We start from the raw sequence: 13784 nt of genomic DNA, 5'->3' as shown, positions 1-13784 counted from the left end.
GCGGGGGTTTTTGTTTTGGCCATGGCCAGGACATACGCAGGTAAGCAGCAGGTAAGCAAGGAGGCAAAGATGGCGCCGTACTACATCTGGTTTGCGCTGGCCGCGGTGCTGGTGATCGCGGAACTGGGGCTCGGCACCTTGTACTTGTTGATGGTGGCGCTGGGCGCCGCGGCAGGTGGCCTGGGTGCGCTGGCCGGGCTTGGCGCAGCCGCCCAGACCCTGCTGGCGGCGCTGGTGGCGCTAGCCGGCTTTGTCACGCTGCGGCGCTCCCGCTATGGACGCGTGAGGCGCGATGCGGCGGAGCGCGATCCCAACGTCAACCCGGACATCGGCCAGGAGCTCGAGGTGCCGGCCTGGGGCGACGCGGGCCGGGCACGCGTGCGTTACCGCGGCACCGACTGGGACGTGGAGCTCCAGGCGGCCGGCCCGGCAGCGCCCGGGCGCTTTCGTATCGTCGAGGTGCGCGGCAACACGCTCTTCGTCAGCCCGCGCTAGCGCAACGTAGTGCGAGGCTGGGTGCGGCCTCGGTTTTCCCCGTTTTTTGCAGTTCGCTTTTCTCAACCCCGTCACGGAGGTCCCATGTTCGAATTCTTCGGCAGCCTGCTGCCCCTGCTGATCCTGGTCGCCGTCATCGTGCTGGTGGCGCAAAGCTTCAAGATCGTGCCGCAGCAACATGCCTGGGTGCTGGAGCGCCTAGGCAAGTACCGCGCCACGCTGACGCCGGGGCTGACTGTCGTGTTGCCCTTCATCGATCGCGTGGCCTACAAGCATGTCCTGAAGGAAATACCGCTCGATGTGCCGAGCCAGATCTGCATCACCAAGGACAACACGCAATTGCAGGTGGACGGCGTGCTGTATTTCCAGGTAACCGACCCGATGAAGGCATCCTACGGGTCCAGCAATTTCGTGGTGGCCATCACCCAGTTGTCGCAGACCACGCTGCGCTCGGTCATCGGCAAGCTGGAGCTGGACAAGACCTTCGAGGAGCGCGAGTACATCAACCACAGCGTGGTCAATGCGCTGGACGAGGCCGCCGCGAGCTGGGGCGTGAAGGTGCTGCGCTACGAGATCAAGGATCTCACGCCGCCCAAGGAAATCCTGCATGCGATGCAGGCGCAGATTACCGCCGAGCGTGAAAAGCGCGCGCTGATCGCCGCCTCGGAAGGCAAGCGCCAGGAGCAGATCAACCTGGCCACGGGCGCGCGCGAGGCGGCTATCCAGAAGTCCGAAGGCGAGCGGCAGGCGGCCATCAACCGGGCGCAGGGCGAGGCCTCGGCGATCCTGGCGGTGGCGGAGGCCAACGCGCAGGCCATCGAGAAGATCGGGCATGCCATTCGCACGGACGGCGGCATGGAGGCGGTGAACCTGAAGGTGGCAGAGGAGTACGTGAGCGCCTTCGGCAATCTGGCCAAGCAAGGCAACACGCTGATCGTGCCGGGCAACCTTGGCGACATGAGCACCATGATTGCGTCAGCGCTGCAGATCGTCAAAGGCCAGCAGAAGGGGGCTTGAAGCGAGGAGGGTTAAGGAGAAAGCTTGCACAGGGGAGGCAGTCTTGCGGCGTGCCGCCGGGCCGCCGCGGTCTTTTACTCCTTGCCCGCGCCCTTCATGATGCGTGCCTTCTCCCGCTGCCAGTCGCGGTCCTTCTCGGTTTCGCGCTTGTCGAACATCTTCTTGCCCTTGGCCAGGCCGATCTCGCATTTGACGCGTCCGCGCGTGTAGTGCAGGTTGAGCGGCACGATCGTGAAGCCGCGCTGCTCCACCTTGCCAATCAGGCGCTTGATCTCTTCTGCCTTGAGCAGCAGCTTGCGGGTGCGCACCGCGTCGGGCGAGATGTGCGTGGAGGCGCTGTTCAGCGCGCTGATATGGGCGCCGATCAGGAACAGCTCGGCGTCGCGAATGACCACGTAGCCTTCCTTGATCTGCACGCGTCCCGCGCGGATCGCCTTGACTTCCCAGCCCTCGAGCACGATCCCCGCCTCATATCGCTCTTCGATGAAGTAGTCGAAAAAGGCCTTCTTGTTGTCTGCGATGGTCATGCGGTCCGGATAGTGGAAATGGAGATAAGTAAAACAAACACCAAACAACGAAGGGGAAAGACGCTGCAGGGCCGTGCAAGGCCATCAGGCCGCGGTTTGGGCGCTATCGTGCGCGTCCGGGGTGCCGTCGGCCCGCGCGTGGGCTAAAATCGGGATTCTAGCAAACCGGCCCGCTCCGGTGGATTCCGCAGCGCGTCATGGCGCTGGCGGCGCCCGCGCGGACCATGATTCCCCACTACATGGCAGACGTCCATAAATCCGTGCTGCTCGGCCATTCCGCCGAGCAGATGTACAACCTGGTCACGCAAGTCGAGGACTATCCCAAGTTCCTCCCCTGGTGCGGTGGCGTGGAGGTGTTCGAGCAGACCGAGACGATGCTCGACGCCAAGATCTACATCCACTTCAACGGCATCAAGCAGTATTTCCACACCCGCAATACGCAGGAGCGGCCCACCAAGATCGATATGGTGTTCGAGGACGGCCCCTTCAAGACCTTCAGCGGTTCCTGGCGCTTCACGCCGCTGCGCGAGGATGCCTGCAAGATCGAATTCCACCTGCATTACGAGTTTTCCAGCTTCCTGCTGGAGAAAATCATCGGTCCGGTGTTCAGCATGATCGCCAATACGTTTGTCGATGCGTTCGTCAAGCGTGCCGAAATGGTGTACGGCAATGGCTGAGCACGCCGGCACCGCGGCCCCGGTGCGCATCTCGGTTTGCTATGCCCGTCCTGGCGACGCCTTCCTGAAGGAGGTCGAGGTGCCCTGCGGCACCAGCATTGTCGCCGCGATTGCAGCCTCGGGCCTGCTGCAGGCTTGTCCGGAGGTGGATCCCGCCACCATGCGGGTCGGCATCTTCAGCAAGCTCAAGACGCCGGATACCCTGGTACGGGCCGGCGACCGCGTCGAGGTCTATCGCCCGCTGGTGGCCGATCCCCAGTCGGCGCGCAACCGGCGCGTGCAAAAGACCCGCAAGGGCGGCACGCGCGAAGGGCAGAAATGGCTGCGTGGCGGCTGACAGGCCCCGGCGCGGCGTTGCGCAGGCGCTCAGGTGCAGTTTTGCTCGAGCGTGGCGTTGACGCGCGTCAATTCGGCCTGCCGCTCGTCATCGTTGAGTTGCTGCAGCGAGCCGTCTGGCGCTGACACGGCAATGCGGCGGTTCTGCTGCAGGGACGCCGCATAGTTGCGCGATTGCGCACAGCGTACCTGGCGCTCCTGCGCGGCCAGGTCCTTGGCGGCCTGGTCCGCTTCGGCCTTCGCCTGCGCGGCGCGGCGTTTCTCGAAGGCTTCCTCGGCACTTGCCACGGGCTCTTTTTTCGCGTTGCCATTGCCCTTTGCACCCGGCGCTGGCGCAGCCTGGGTGGCGGCGGCAACGCCTGCGGGGCTGGCTGCAGCGGCTGGCGGCTCGACCGGGCGCAAGCTGCCGGCAAAGCGTCCAGGTGCCTTGATCACGCTGGAGGCAGGCACCGAGGGCGGCGGCGGCACGTCGCTGTAGACCATGCGGCCGCTGCCGTCGCGCCACTGCCATTGCGAATCCGCCTGGGCGGTGGCTGCCTGGCACAGGCAGGCGAGGGCGGCCAGCGTGGCGAGCTTGATGTGCGCGGTCGATCGTTTCATGGCTTAGCGAGTTGGGGCAGCCTGCGGTGAGAGTGAGTGCGGCAGCGGGGCGCGCAGGGCTGGAACCCCGCTGTGCGAGTGACTCGCGCGCCCTTGGCTGCCGGGATTGGCCGCTAGTTTAGGCAGACTTGTCGACAGCGTGCAAGCGAACCGACCAGGCCACGCCAATCATCAGCAACGCGATGGCCGCGATCTCCAGCGGGCGCGGCAGGCGATGGTCGAAGACAAAGCCGTACGCCAGCGCGAACAGCGTCTCGAATACGATCATTTGCCCCGAGAGCGTAAGCGGCAGGCGGCGGCTGGAGATATTCCAGAGGTTGTTGCCGATCAGTGACGCACCAAGCGCCACAGCCGCGTTGACCATCCAGAACCATTGCCAGTCGCGGCCGCCGCTGGCCGCATCCAGGCTGTCGCCGGCCACCAGCCAGCCCAGCAGTGCCAGCAGCGCAAGCACCACCGACACCACGCCTGTGGAAATACCATACAGCGCGGACCATTCATTGCCGCTGTATTGCGGGTTGCGCTGCAGGTAGCGTGCGTTGTCGACCGCGTAGAGTGTCCAGCACACCAGTGCGCCTGCCGCGCAGATCACGCCGGCCAGCCGTTGCCAGACGGTGCGCATCGCCTCGCCCGCGGCAGCGCCGTGCGCGTGTCCGCCGCCGGCGAACAGGTCGATATTGATGCAGGCGATGCCGGCGGCCACCACCAGCAACGGCCAGATCAGGCGCGACAGCGGCACGGCGCCATGGTCGCGCCGGCCCATGATGGTAACGGAGATGGGCAGGATGCCGATGATCAGCGAGGTGGGGCCCACGCCGGCCAGCTGCACGCCGAACGCCAGCAGCACGTAGTACAGCAGGTTGCCGGTGAAGGCCTGGCGCAGCAGCGCAAGGCAGTCCGCGCGGGTGAGCTTGCGCGCAATGCGCTTCATCAGCGGCAGCGCGGCGATGAAGGCGACCAGCCCATAGGCCAGGTAGCGGCCGATCGCGAGTTCCCAGGGGGAGAAGACGGGCAGCAGCTTGGGGGCGATAAACACCATGCCCCAGAAGGCGCCGGCCAGCAGGCCGCACAGTACGCCAATACCCATTGTGGCTTGCCTATCCCTGAAAAAAAGACAAAGAGCATAGCAGACTTGAACAAGGGCACTCGCAGGCGCGTCAAGAAACGTGCCATTCCTGTATAATTCGGTTTTGCGCCTAGAGGAATTGCTATGCGTCTTGTCCAGAAAGCACTCACATTCGATGACGTGCTCCTCGTGCCGGCCTATTCGTCGGTACTGCCCCGGGATGTTTCGCTCCGTACCCGCCTGACCCGTTCGATCGAATTGAACATTCCGCTGGTATCCGCCGCCATGGATACCGTCACGGAAGCCCGCCTGGCAATTGCCATGGCGCAGGCCGGTGGTATCGGCATCGTCCACAAGAACCTGAAGCCGGCCGACCAGGCCCGGGAAGTGGCGCGCGTGAAGCGCTACGAATCCGGCGTGCTGCGTGACCCGATCACCATTCCCCCCGACATGAAGATCCGCGATGTGATTGCACTATCACATCAATACGGCATCTCCGGTTTCCCGGTGGTGGAAGGCAAGACCGTGGTCGGCATCATCACCAACCGCGACCTGCGTTTCGAGGAAGAACTGGACGCGCCCGCGCGCGCCAAGATGACGCCGCGCGAAAAGCTCGTCACGGTGGGCGAAGACGCATCGCTGGAAGACGCCAAGCGCCTGATGAACCGCCACCGCCTCGAGCGTGTGCTGGTGGTCAACAAGGACTTCGAGCTCAACGGCCTGATCACCGTCAAGGACATCCAGAAGGCAGTGGAACATCCGCTGGCCAGCAAGGATGACCGCGGCCAGTTGCGGGTCGGCGCCGCAGTCGGCGTGGGCCCCGACAATGACGAACGCGTGGACCTGCTGGTCAAGGCCGGCGTGGACGTGATCGTGGTCGATACCGCCCACGGCCACAGCCAGGGCGTGCTGGACCGCGTGCGCTGGGTCAAGCAGAACTACCCGCAAGTGCAGGTGATCGGCGGCAACATCGCCACCGGTGCTGCCGCGCGCGCGCTGGTCGATCATGGCGCCGACGGCGTCAAGGTCGGTATCGGCCCGGGCTCGATCTGCACCACCCGTATCGTCGCTGGCGTGGGCGTGCCGCAGATCACGGCGGTCTCCAACGTGGCCGAAGCCCTCAAGGGCACCGGCGTGCCGCTGGTGGCCGACGGCGGCATCCGCTACTCGGGCGACATCGCCAAGGCACTGGCTGCCGGCGCGCATGTGGTCATGATGGGCGGCATGTTCTCCGGTACCGAAGAGGCACCGGGTGAAGTGTTCCTGTACCAGGGTCGTTCCTTCAAGAGCTACCGCGGCATGGGTTCGGTCGGCGCGATGAAGGACGGCGCGGCAGATCGCTACTTCCAGGAAGACAACACCGCCAACGTCGACAAGCTGGTCCCCGAAGGCATTGAAGGCCGCGTGGCCTACAAGGGCTCGGTCACCGCCATCATCCACCAGATGTGCGGCGGCGTGCGTGCCTCCATGGGTTACTGCGGCAGCAGCTCGATCGCCGACTGGCACGAGACCTCCGAGTTCGTGCAGATCACCGCCGCGGGCATGCGCGAGTCGCATGTGCACGACGTGCAGATCACCAAGGAAGCGCCGAACTACTACATCGACTAAGTCGAGTCAGTGAGTCGGCCAGGCAGGTCTTTATGAACTGGCGGCTGGCGCGGCCTGGATGTCCCGCCAGCCGCACGCCGGCTGCGCCGACCGGCGCCGCCCGCAAGCCAGGCACTGCGCCTGGCCGGAGGAGTTCTCATGAAAGTATTGCTGCGTGCCGTGCTGTTCCTGGACGCGTTGCTGAATCTGCTGCTCGGCATCGTCATGCTGCTGTCGCCTTTCACGACCCTTTATAGCGCGCTGCAACTGCCGCAGCCGCAGCCCGCGATGTACGGGCAGTTGCTCGGCGTGGCCCTGGTCGGCCTGGCCTTGCTGCTGTGGCAGGCAACCGTCAACGGGCAACTCACGGTGGCGGTGGCGCGAACAGTCGGGCAGGTCAACCTCGCCAGCGCGGTGCTGATCGTGGCGTGGATGCTTATGTTCGACCTGCCGGTGCAGGGCGCCGGCAAGATCTGGCTGCCGGTGCTGGCCGCGGTCCTGGCCTTCTTCGCCGCGGTGCAGATCCCGGCCGCCAAGCGCGTACGCGTGCGCGAACGCGAGCAGCGTGAACAACGCGAGCTGCAAAAAGAGACGCAAAACAAGGATGCCGGCACCGCCCCCGTGGCACGCCGGCCGCAATCACCCGAATACCGGCGCGAGCCGGGTGTCACGCCGCCGCCCGGCTATGGTCCGGGCACCGAAGTGATGACCGAGCCCGCACCGGACGAAACGCCATCCGCCCATCATGCACGACAAAGTCCTCATCCTTGATTTCGGCTCGCAAGTTACGCAGCTGATCGCCCGCCGCGTGCGCGAAGCGCACGTCTACTGCGAAATCCACCCGAACGACGTCACGGACGAATTCGTGCGCGAGTTCGCGCCCAAGGGCATCATCCTGTCCGGCAGCCACGCCAGCACCTACGAAGACCACCAGCTGCGCGCGCCGCAGGCCGTATGGGACCTCGGCGTGCCGGTGCTGGGCATCTGCTACGGCATGCAGACCATGGCCGTGCAACTGGGCGGCAAGGTGGAGTGGAGCGACCATCGCGAGTTCGGCTACGCCGAGATGCGTGCGCATGGCCACACCGCGCTGCTCAAGGACCTGGAGGATTTCTCCACGCCCGAAGGCCACGGCATGCTCAAGGTCTGGATGAGCCACGGCGACAAGGTCGCCGAGCTGCCGCCGGGATTCAAGCTGATGGCCTCCACGCCCAGCTGCCCGATCGCCGCCATGGCCGATGAAGCGCGCGGCTACTACGCCGTGCAGTTCCACCCGGAAGTCACGCATACCGCCAAGGGCCGCGACATCCTGGAGCGCTTCGTGCTGAAGATCGCGGGCGCCAAGCCGGACTGGGTCATGCATGACCACATCACCGAAGCCGTCGCCAAGATCCGCGAACAGGTCGGCGACGAAGAAGTGATCCTCGGCCTGTCCGGCGGCGTCGATTCCTCGGTGGCCGCAGCCCTGATCCATCGCGCCATCGGCGACCAGCTCACCTGCGTGTTCGTTGACCACGGCCTGCTGCGCCTGAACGAAGGCAAGACGGTGATGGACATGTTCGCCGGCCGCCTGCACGCCAAGGTCATCGCCATCGACGCGTCCGAGCAGTTCCTCGGCCACCTGGCCGGCGTGACCGATCCCGAGCAAAAGCGCAAGATCATCGGCCGCGAGTTCGTCGAAGTGTTCCAGGCCGAGGCCAAGAAGCTGACCAACGCGAAGTGGCTGGCCCAAGGCACGATCTACCCCGACGTGGTGGAGTCCGGTGGCACCAAGACCAAGAAGGCCACCACCATCAAGAGCCACCACAATGTGGGCGGCCTGCCGGAAACACTGGGCCTGAAGCTGCTCGAACCGCTGCGCGACCTGTTCAAGGACGAAGTCCGCGAACTCGGCGTGGCGCTTGGCCTGCCGCCGGAGATGGTCTACCGCCACCCGTTCCCCGGCCCGGGCCTGGGCGTGCGTATCCTGGGCGAGGTCAAGCGTGACTACGCCGAGCTGCTGCGCCGCGCCGACGCGATCTTCATCGAAGAGCTGCGTGGCACGGTTGCGACCGAGCAGGATGCCGCTGCCGGCATGTGCGAGCCTTCGCAAGTGGGCAAGAGCTGGTACGACCTGACCAGCCAGGCCTTTGCGGTGTTCCTGCCGGTCAAGTCGGTTGGCGTGATGGGCGACGGTCGTACCTATGACTACGTGGTCGCGCTGCGCGCGGTGCAGACCACCGACTTCATGACGGCGCACTGGGCGCATTTGCCGTACGCGCTGCTGGGCCGCTGCTCGAACCGCATCATCAATGAGGTTCGGGGGTTGAATCGCGTGGTGTATGACGTGTCGGGCAAGCCGCCGGCGACGATTGAGTGGGAGTGAATTATCATTAGTTCAGGTCGATTCGATTCGTCCCGTTTTTTGAGATTTTCCCTTTAATATCAGTAGCTTAGTGTCGCATGTCGTCCCGTGGCGACTCAGCAGTGCTCGACCAGTTTGTCGGTATTGCTGACGGTACTGAGAGCCGACTTTCGAACGACTCATTTGATACCGTCAACGGCGTTGACGGTATCAGTTCGGCGGTAAGGATGCTCAACGATATGAAGCTGCGGACGCTGAAGCCCACAGGAAAAATCTACAAGGTAGTGGACCAGCAAGGTTTGTACGCTGGCCGTTACGCGGACTAGTGTGATCAGTTTTTCGTTTCGACTACCGCTTGAACGGCCGACGTGAAACGCTGACGATTGGCCAGTACGATCCCAGTCTTGGCGCTAGGAAGCCGTGCGATTTGGACGAGTTGAACTACGACATGTCCATCTCGTTGGCGGAGGCACGCTTGCTCCTGGCCTGTGCTAGAAGATCCGTTGAACAAGGGGAGAGTCCTTCACGGACGAAGGTTGAGAAGCGCATTGAAGCCACTGAGGCACTGACTTTCGGTGAGTGGGCCGAAAAGTACTTTGCTGAGGTGGACTTGGCCGAGTCCACAAGAGCCATGCGCAAGGCGGTCTATGACCGCAACCTGGCGGACGAATTTGGGCGGCTCAAGCTGGAGGCGATTACGCCCACTGCTCGATGACGTGCTGCTGGCCGACTTGGCGATTCCATGGCCGGCGTCCTTTTGCGCAAACAGGGCTTGGCTCGGCCAACGGAGATGCCGCCTCCGAACTCCATAGTAAATCTGCTGGACTGTGGCAGGCATCGGAGCGCTCTTGGGAGCGGCCGCCCTGTTGCACAAACTGACGCGCCATTGACCACTGTTAGCGAGTCCCGATGAGCTTGTCCTGCTTGGATAACAGGGGTTCGCACGATAACCTTGTTTATGTTATCGTGCAATTTGTTGTTATTTGAGCGAGTCACCTGTGCAGCCTCTTTCTGCCGCCGTCCGTCAGTATCTCCACGAGATCCTCGGCGTACCCAAGCCAGAACTGGCGCCGTGGGCGCGCGCAAACGAATTGCCGTACTTCTTGCGGGACGCTTTCGAGTTCAGCGAGCTCGAGCTGCTGGGGCAGCACATCGTGCTGGCGACGGCGCGTTCCGAACAACGGCCGTCTCTCAGCGACGTTCACACATGGATTGACAAGGTGAGGGCGATAGCAGAGCAGCCAGTTATCTATGTCACAGAGGCTCTGGCCTCCTACGAACGCCGGCGCCTGATCGAGTACAAGGTGCCGTTCATCGTACCGGGAAACCAACTCTACCTGCCCGATCTGGGCCTCGACCTGCGCGAATACTTCCGTCAACGTGCACCGGCGGCCGAGGCGGCATTGAGCCCCTCCGCGCAGGCCATGTTGATTGCCGCTTTGCTGCGTCAACCTTGGGAGGCCGAATGGCTGCCCTCGACAGCCGGCAGCGCATTGGGTTACACGCCAATGACCCTGTCTCGTGCGGTCAAGGAACTCACGGCCGCCGGGCTTGCGACTGTGCATGCTGTCGGTCGCACGCGCTGGCTGCGCATGGACCCTTCGCCGCAGCAGCTCTGGGAGCGGGCGAAGGCGGTGCTGCGAACACCGGTCAAGCGGACCGTTTGGGTGCTCGCGCAAGGCTACTTGGACGCTCGACCAAGTCGGCTGGCCGGCCTCAGTGCGCTGGCCCGGTATTCGATGTTGGCCGAACCCAAGTGGCCGGTGTATGCAGTAGGTGGCGCTGAATGGAAAGCCGCGATGGACGCCGGCGTTCGAGAGCTGCCGGAACCCATCGCCGGAGCCCAGGAATGGCAGCTGTGGAGCTATAGCCCGGCTCTTGCGCCCGACGCAGCCACGGTCGACCCGTTGTCACTGCTGCTCAGCCTGCAGGATAGCGGCGACGACCGTGTCCAGATCGCGCTGGATGAACTGAAGGAGCGGTTTCCATGGTAAGAGGATTGGATGTCTTTCAAAGTTGGTTCTCGGCCTATGCCGACCAGTACGTCCTGATCGGCGGTACGGCCGCCAGCTTGACCATGGACGAGGCCGGACTGGCGTTCCGCGCCACCAAAGACCTCGATATCGTCTTGCACGTCGAGGCGTTGACGCCGGCATTCGGCGAAGCCTTCTGGCAGTTCGTCGAAGCCGGCGGGTACGAGATCCGGCAGGCCAGCGACACCGGCAAACCGATCTTCTATCGATTCCAGAAACCTGTCGACAACCGCTACCCCGTCATGATCGAGTTGTTCGCTCGAACGCCCGACGGATTGCAGCCGACTGAAGGTAGCCAACTCACGCCGATACCCCTGGACGAAGCTGTCTCAAGCCTATCGGCCATCTTGCTGGACGAGGCCTACTACGCATTCATCATGTCCGGCCGCCGTGAGGTCGCCGGTCTGCCATGGGTCGGAGAGGACCGGTTGATCCCACTGAAAGCGATCGCGTGGCTGGAACTGAGCGAACGGAAAGAGCAGGGCGCCAAGGTGGATGCGAAAGATGTGCGCAAGCATCTCAACGATGTGCTGCGCCTGTCTCAACTCTTGGCACCAGCTACTCGCATCTCGCTCAACGAGAAGATTGCCACCGACATGACACGTTTTCTCGCCGCCGTGGCCTCAGACACTTCGATCGATCCAAAAACACTGCAACTGGGGAATGCCGCCGTGCCTGACCTAGTCGCACGTATCGTTCAAGCGTACGAACTGGATATGCCGAGTAGCAGATGAGGACACGCAGCCCAAATTCTTGGGAGCAGGCGATGTCCGCGACAAAGAGATAGGGATTCCCGGGGCAACGTTATCGCCTACCGCTACCGTCACCCTCCGCTACGATTACCGTCTCAATGGCCGGCGCGGGACGCTCACCATTGGCCGCTGCGGGCCGTTCGGGAAATCCTGCCGCCCTCCTGCCGGGTGGAGCTTGTTGGCTTGAATGCGAGCACGGGGCGCGAGGTCCGCGATCGTCGCTTCCTATGGACCTTCTCCTGGACGTCTTCCCGTACGCTTTCCCGGTACCGCTTTCGCCCTGCCTATCGGCTCGCCGCGTTTGATCTGACGTCCCTGGAATAAGGTCTCACAGATTCCGCGCAGCCAGCGGTTGGCGGGATCATGGTGATAGCGCGCATGCCAATGCTGCTTGACCGTGAACGACGGAATCTCCACGGGGCAAGGCAGGACCGATAGCTCGGACATGACCGCAAGCGTCTCGCCGATGTGCCGCGGCACCGTGGCAATCAGGTCGGTCGATGAGGCAATCGCCGCCAGGCCGAGAAAGCCTGGCAACTCCAGCATGATGCGGCGCTGGATCTGCTGGGCCTCCAGCGCGCTTTCCAGCAGTTGCGCGCCAGTGCCGCCAACGATGCCGATGTGTCCTTCCTCGCGATAACTTTGCAACGAGAGCACCTCCCCGACGCGCGGATGGCGCGCGCTGACCAGGCACACCCAGTCCTGTGGAAACAAGCTCTGCTGGTAGAAGCCCGCATCCAGCCAGGGCACCAGCCCAAGCGCCAGGTCGGCTTCGCCGGACTGCAGCGCAGCCGCCGTCTCGCCATCGATCCGCGTTGCCACCAGCCGCACGTTTGGGGCGAGCGCGCGCAAGCGGGCCAGCAGCAGCGGCAGCAGCGTGATGTGGCTGGCGTCGGTCATGCAGATTCGGAACGTGCGTTGCGCTGTGGCGGGGTCGAAGCTTACGTCGCACGTAGTCAATAGGCGCAGGGATTCCAGCGCATTGCGCGCCATCTCGATCAGCGCGTCGGCGCGCGGTGTTGGTTGCATGCCAGTGGGCGTGCGCACGAACAAAGGATCGTTCAACTGGCGGCGCAACTTGCCAAGCCAGATGCTGACCGTGGACTGGCTTTGCCCCAACGCCGCCGCCGACTGCGTCACGCTGCGGGTGCGGTAGAGCAGATCCAGCAGGCGAAGCATGCGCGGCTCGATCAGATCCTCATCGGGGTTGGGGATGTGCTGCAAGTTGGGCATGGGCGGCGCAGGGTTATGTGCTTCATGCAATGCATGGATGGCGCGAGTGATTCATCCATATTGCATTTTGCAATGAATACTATTGCCGTCATTGTATTTACCGATGCGCTCGCGGTCCATATCGTTCACCCATGGCCGTATCCCTTCGACGCGGCGTAAGGAGACAAGGTGAAGATTTATGTCCTCGGAGCCGGCGCACTCGGTTGCGCGATCGGCGGAACACTGGCCAAGGCCGGCTCGGATGTCACGCTGATCGATCGATTCCAGGCGCATGTCGATGCCATCAACCACGATGGCCTGATCATGCGGGACGGCGACTCGGAACATTGCGTCCGGGTGAAAGCTGCCACCTGTTGCGCCGGCCTGGCGCCGGCCGACCTGGTGATCGTGCTCGTTAAATCCTTCCATACCGCCGAAGCGATCGCATCGGCAATGCCCGTCGTCGGCGCGCGGACCGTGGTCATGTCGCTGCAGAACGGCATGGGCCATGAAGATGTCCTGGCGCAGGCCGTAGGCCGCGAACACGTGTTGGCCGGCAAGACCTATGTTGGCGGTGTGTTTCTTGGCCCCGGCCGCATCATTGCCGGCACCCAGGGCAAGCTGACCATCATCGGCGAACTCGACGGCACGCTGAGTGATCGTGCACTGGCCATCGCAGCCGAATTCCAGCGCGCTGGCCTGCGTACGGAGGTCAGCGAGAACATCGTCGGCACGATGTGGGACAAGCTGCTGATCAACGTGGCCACTGGCGCGCTCAGTGGCATCACCGGCCTGCCCTACGGCAGCCTCTACGCCGTGCCAGAGGTGGAGGCCTGCGCTGTGGCGGCGGTTGCGGAGGCCATGGCCGTGGCGGGCGCCAATCAGGTCAGGCTTTCGATCGCTGAGCCGCGCGATGCCTGGACGATGGCGGCCGATGGCCTGCCGCCGGACTTCAAGGCGTCCATGCTGCAGAGCCTGGAAAAGGGCTCTCCCACCGAGATCGATTTCATCAACGGGGCAGTGGTGCGAGCCGGCGCGCGCTGCGGCGTTCCCACGCCCGTCAACGAGGCGCTGGTGGCCTGCATCAAGGGCATCGAGCGCGGCCTGCCGCAGCAGCCGGCCGCGGGGAGCCAATGAC

Annotated in this window: 14 protein-coding genes and 1 pseudogene; 11 read left to right on the top strand and 4 right to left on the bottom strand. The window is 63.8% G+C overall.

The annotated features are described in order from the left end of the window. Nucleotides 1-69: 69 nt before the first annotated feature. Nucleotides 70-495, top strand: a complete 426-nt coding sequence (locus A9975_RS02190; RefSeq protein ID WP_183031202.1) for an NfeD family protein — start codon at nt 70-72, stop codon at nt 493-495. 84 nt (nt 496-579) lie between these two features. Then, nucleotides 580-1512 (top strand): SPFH domain-containing protein, encoded by a 933-nt coding sequence (locus A9975_RS02185; protein ID WP_183031201.1) that lies wholly within the window; start codon nt 580-582, stop codon nt 1510-1512. 74 nt (nt 1513-1586) lie between these two features. On the opposite strand, the gene smpB is transcribed toward A9975_RS02185, so the two are convergent. Further along, a complete protein-coding gene (gene smpB / locus A9975_RS02180; RefSeq protein WP_006164727.1) occupies nt 1587-2039 on the bottom strand; it encodes an SsrA-binding protein SmpB in 453 nt (150 codons plus the stop codon). Nucleotides 2040-2278: 239 nt separating this feature from the next. Here smpB and A9975_RS02175 point away from each other — a divergent pair, with 239 nt between their 5' ends. Both A9975_RS02175 and A9975_RS02170 read left to right on the top strand, forming a co-directional pair. Then, the gene (locus A9975_RS02175; RefSeq protein WP_150983478.1) at nt 2279-2716 is read left to right on the top strand and encodes a type II toxin-antitoxin system RatA family toxin; all 438 of its coding nucleotides are present in this window, start codon (nt 2279-2281) and stop codon (nt 2714-2716) included. Beyond that, nucleotides 2709-3053: an RnfH family protein gene (locus tag A9975_RS02170; RefSeq protein WP_183031200.1), complete on the top strand. Its 345-nt coding sequence runs from the start codon at nt 2709-2711 to the stop codon at nt 3051-3053. The genes A9975_RS02175 and A9975_RS02170 overlap by 8 nt, the downstream gene beginning before the upstream one ends. A gap of 29 nt (nt 3054-3082) precedes the next feature. Here A9975_RS02170 and A9975_RS02165 read toward each other — a convergent pair whose 3' ends face one another. Beyond that, the gene (locus A9975_RS02165; RefSeq protein WP_183031199.1) at nt 3083-3652 is read right to left on the bottom strand and encodes a DUF4124 domain-containing protein; all 570 of its coding nucleotides are present in this window, start codon (nt 3650-3652) and stop codon (nt 3083-3085) included. 118 nt (nt 3653-3770) lie between these two features. Beyond that, entirely contained in the window at nt 3771-4739 is a 969-nt protein-coding gene (locus tag A9975_RS02160) for a DMT family transporter (RefSeq protein ID WP_183031198.1), read from the bottom strand. Between the two features lie 123 nt (nt 4740-4862). On the opposite strand from A9975_RS02160, the gene guaB reads away from it, so the two are divergent. The 6 genes and pseudogenes from guaB to A9975_RS02130 all read left to right on the top strand — a co-directional run bounded on the left by guaB (nt 4863) and on the right by A9975_RS02130 (nt 11416). After that, nucleotides 4863-6326: an IMP dehydrogenase gene (guaB, locus tag A9975_RS02155; protein WP_006163509.1), complete on the top strand. Its 1464-nt coding sequence runs from the start codon at nt 4863-4865 to the stop codon at nt 6324-6326. A gap of 138 nt (nt 6327-6464) precedes the next feature. After that, nucleotides 6465-7076: a hypothetical protein gene (locus tag A9975_RS02150; protein ID WP_150983475.1), complete on the top strand. Its 612-nt coding sequence runs from the start codon at nt 6465-6467 to the stop codon at nt 7074-7076. Continuing rightward, entirely contained in the window at nt 7051-8670 is a 1620-nt protein-coding gene (gene guaA / locus A9975_RS02145) for a glutamine-hydrolyzing GMP synthase (RefSeq protein ID WP_183031197.1), read from the top strand. The genes A9975_RS02150 and guaA overlap by 26 nt, the downstream gene beginning before the upstream one ends. 206 nt (nt 8671-8876) lie before the next feature. After that, a pseudogene (locus A9975_RS02140) lies at nt 8877-9355 on the top strand (Arm DNA-binding domain-containing protein); the annotation flags it as partial. A gap of 292 nt (nt 9356-9647) precedes the next feature. Further along, entirely contained in the window at nt 9648-10643 is a 996-nt protein-coding gene (locus A9975_RS02135) for a hypothetical protein (RefSeq protein WP_183031196.1), read from the top strand. Continuing rightward, nucleotides 10637-11416, top strand: coding sequence for a nucleotidyl transferase AbiEii/AbiGii toxin family protein (locus tag A9975_RS02130; RefSeq protein ID WP_183031195.1), 780 nt, complete (start codon nt 10637-10639; stop codon nt 11414-11416). The genes A9975_RS02135 and A9975_RS02130 overlap by 7 nt, the downstream gene beginning before the upstream one ends. 243 nt (nt 11417-11659) lie before the next feature. On the opposite strand, the gene A9975_RS02125 is transcribed toward A9975_RS02130, so the two are convergent. Next, the gene (locus tag A9975_RS02125; RefSeq protein ID WP_183031194.1) at nt 11660-12667 is read right to left on the bottom strand and encodes a LysR family transcriptional regulator; all 1008 of its coding nucleotides are present in this window, start codon (nt 12665-12667) and stop codon (nt 11660-11662) included. Between the two features lie 168 nt (nt 12668-12835). Between A9975_RS02125 and A9975_RS02120 the strand changes: the two genes are divergently transcribed. Beyond that, nucleotides 12836-13783, top strand: coding sequence for a ketopantoate reductase family protein (locus tag A9975_RS02120; protein ID WP_183031193.1), 948 nt, complete (start codon nt 12836-12838; stop codon nt 13781-13783). The last annotated feature ends 1 nt before the right edge of the window (nt 13784 follow it).

This window comes from Cupriavidus sp. UME77, assembly GCF_014170355.1.
Classification (GTDB): Bacteria; Pseudomonadota; Gammaproteobacteria; order Burkholderiales; family Burkholderiaceae; genus Cupriavidus; species Cupriavidus basilensis.
The sequence above is the reverse complement of the archived record's forward strand: the minus strand, read 5'-3'. Positions and strand labels throughout refer to the sequence as shown.